This window comes from Thalassospira sp. HJ, assembly GCF_000948415.1.
Lineage (GTDB): Bacteria > Pseudomonadota > Alphaproteobacteria > Rhodospirillales > Thalassospiraceae > Thalassospira.
Genome location: NZ_JYII01000018.1, coordinates 1 through 3,187 on the forward strand (window position 1 = coordinate 1; position 3,187 = coordinate 3,187).

Annotated in this window: 2 protein-coding genes and 1 pseudogene; 1 reads left to right on the plus strand and 2 read right to left on the minus strand. The window is 54.2% G+C overall.

Annotated features, from left to right (window positions below; genetic code table 11):
* Window positions 1-208, plus strand: a pseudogene (locus tag UF64_RS20570) (IS110 family transposase); the annotation flags it as partial.
* A gap of 34 nt (window positions 209-242) precedes the next feature.
* Here the strand turns inward: UF64_RS20570 and UF64_RS14290 are convergent.
* Both UF64_RS14290 and UF64_RS14295 read right to left on the minus strand, forming a co-directional pair.
* A complete protein-coding gene (locus UF64_RS14290; protein WP_044829303.1) occupies window positions 243-1,673 on the minus strand; it encodes an MATE family efflux transporter in 1,431 nt (476 codons plus the stop codon).
* A gap of 102 nt (window positions 1,674-1,775) precedes the next feature.
* Window positions 1,776-2,528 carry a glycerophosphodiester phosphodiesterase family protein gene (locus UF64_RS14295; RefSeq protein WP_044829304.1) on the minus strand — a complete coding sequence of 251 codons (753 nt, stop codon included), beginning with the start codon at window positions 2,526-2,528 and terminating at the stop codon, window positions 1,776-1,778.
* Window positions 2,529-3,187 lie beyond the last annotated feature (659 nt).

Consider the following 3,187-nt stretch of genomic DNA (forward strand, 5'->3'; position numbering starts at 1 on the left):
TGGCGGCGGACGTTTGGAAGTGCGCAATGCTCTTTACTATGCTGCATTACCGGCAATACGCTTCGATCCTCTGCTACGCGACTTCTACAAACGCCTGACTGAAAACGGAAAACCCGGCAAGGTTGCTGTGATTGCTGTCGTCAGAAAAATGGTCACCATCCTCAATGCGAGAATGCGTGACCATTATGCTTTAATACTTGACGGCTAATACCGCTGCTTTTTTAGTGGCTACTTGATGTGACTTATATCTGATCGGGATGTTCCGGGATCTCGCGCGATGACACGATCAGGAACCGGATCGCCAGTCCACTGACGGCGACAAGGCTTGCAATCGCAATGCCCCAGAACAAGCCTGGCACACCCATCTCAAGCGTGAAGGACAGGTAATACCCTACCGGGATCATGACAAAGACATAGGACACCAGATGCAAAACCGTCGGTGCCCATTTGTCCCCGGCGCCGCGAAGTGCACTGATCGCGGCATTCTGCCCGCCATCTGTCGGGAAAATGATCGGCATCAGGACCAGGACAGACACTGTCGTCGTAATCACGGCAAGGTCTTGCGTAAACAGATGGGCAACCGCATTCGGAAACAGATACAGCGGAATGCTCAGCCCCAGCATCACAATCATGGTGGTGAGAAGACCGATCCATCCGGCAAGCGCCATGTCCGGTCGATCCCGCCTGCCATAGGCAATGCCAACCCGAACCGATGTTGCCAAGGCCAGACCAAGGGCGACCATGAACATCAACGCCAGAAGCGTCATGCTAATGCCGTAGCTCGCCGCGGCAATTACGCCAAGGCGCCCGGCGAAAAGCTGCATGGCGGCAAAGGCGCCGGTTTCCATGCCCTGACTGGCGCCGGCGGCATATCCCAGATGACGGGCATCGCGTGATCCGCGCCACCACCCGGCAAAGCCATTGCGGATGCCATACAGGTGATGGCTTTTCATCAACAGGATATAGCAAAGCAAACTAAGCGCCATGATCCAGCGGATGATACTCGATGTCCATGCCGCACCTTCGGCCCCCAGTTCCGGCAGGCCAAAGGCGCCATAGACCAACCCGTAATCCAGAACAAGGTTGATGAAGTTCGCGCCAATCATCATCACCATGCCCGGCAGCGGGCGCTGCAATCCTTCAAGGAAGAAGGCGCAGGTAATGTAAATGAGGGCTGCGGGCATGCCGATTGCCAGGATCATGGCAAGATCGCCGGCATGATCAGTGATCTCGGCTGGCTGGCCGGTAATGGCAAACAGCCAGTCCGACTGCATGGTCAGAATGGTAAACAGGATGCTGATCAAAATGGCATAGGGCATGGCGTTACGCCAAACCGCACCGGCGGCCATCAGGTTATCACGGCCCTTGGCATGCGATGTCATCACCATGACCCCGGTCAGAAGCCCGATGCCCGTCACCATCAAGGAAGTAAAAGGTGCATGCGCGATATTAAGATAAGCCAGTGCCGCACTGTCATAGTTACCAACGACAATGGTATCGACGACGGCCATGATCAGCATGCCAAGGCGTGCGATCGTTACCGGCAGAGCCAGCCTGAAAAGTTCGCTCAGATGGCGCTTTACCCGGTTGTTGGGATAAAGCGGGGTTGGCGAAGTCGCCGGATCAATGGGGGGCGGCGGACCCGCGGCACCATCTTGTGGGGCAAGCGTCATTGGACTGTTTCCTGTTATCTTTATCTGGCAATCAGTCGTCGGGATCGTGGTGGCGGTCCGCCCTCTGATGCCGTTTTGCCCCGTTTAAGTTTTATACGGGGTCTATCTGTGGGCGGCGAACGGTCGCCGGGGAATGGCCATCAGCAATTTGGCCGGATCATCGGTAATGACCGATGTGGCTCCCCAGGAAAACAGCTCCTTGGCGCGTTCAACGTCATTAATGGTATAGCAAACCAACGGCACACCGGCATCGACAATCTCGGCAGCACTGACCGGTGTCAGGGCCTTGTGGTCGATATGAATGGCGGATGCGCCAAGGCGCTCATATTCTGCTTTCCAGTTTTCCGGCAGCGTTTCAAGCAACCAACCGCATGGCAGGTCGGGCATGTGCTTGCGCATATGGGCAACCGCAGTGTCATCGAAACTTGAAATCAGAATCGGCGGGACGGTCTTGGACGTGCCAAGCTCTTTGATGACTTCTTCGCACAGACGGACCGGATCGCAGCCCGACGGCTTGATCTCAAGATTGGCGCCCATATCCATGAAGTACAGGGTCTCAAGCGTATCGGACAGGGTCGGGATACGTTCACCTTTATATATGTCTGAAAACCATCCGCCGGCATCAAGGTTGCGAAGAGTTTCGAAATCGCTGTGGTGAATCGGCCCCGTGCCATTGGTGGTGCGTTCAAGTGTATCGTCGTGAATAAGGACGCACTTGTTGTCAGAACTTAATGTGACATCGCATTCAATCCATTTGGCCCCGCGTGCACCGGCAACGCGGAATGCAGCAATGGTATTTTCCGGGGCTTCAATCGAAGCGCCACGATGGGCGACAATGTGCGGGATCTCGATCAAGGATACGGGCCTTTATATATGTGGGGCTGCAACACCGAACACATCTGGCGGATGGCCATTGGTGACCTTGGTGGTGCAAAGAACATCGATGCGATTCTCTTACGCGACTTGGATTGTGTGAAAAAGCGAAAATCTTGTTGCGATTTGAGCGTTTCGTTTTTCGTTTTCGATGCGAAGTCATTGGACTCCATATTGTAATCAAGGACGCAGAGTCGTTTTTCCCGTTGGTTTTCGGCGTTATGCGCTGATGTGGGTCGAGCTATGCAAGGATCGGTTTTCTACGTGAAACCCCCGAAAGCCAAGGGTTTGTGCGGACCGTTTCGGGGCTGGAAAAAACAATCGCCGAAAATCTCCATAAATCTCGAAAAAAGGTGTTTACAGGTTTGTATTGGGGCCCTATAACCCGCCTCCACCGACGGGGTGCGGCGCCAACGAGACGGCGACGCGGAACGGACGGTTCGGGGCTTCGGTCCTAGAGTTCTTTGACATTGTAGATCAGAAGGAAGGGATGCGCGGGCAGCGTTATGGCGCTAAAGTCTGTGCATCCTGGAGACGACGGATCGATTTGGATTTATTCAGATTGATTTGTGGTAACCACCAAAATGTGCAGACGTTAATTTTGAAGAGTTTGTCTATGAGACAAGCTTGGATTGAACATG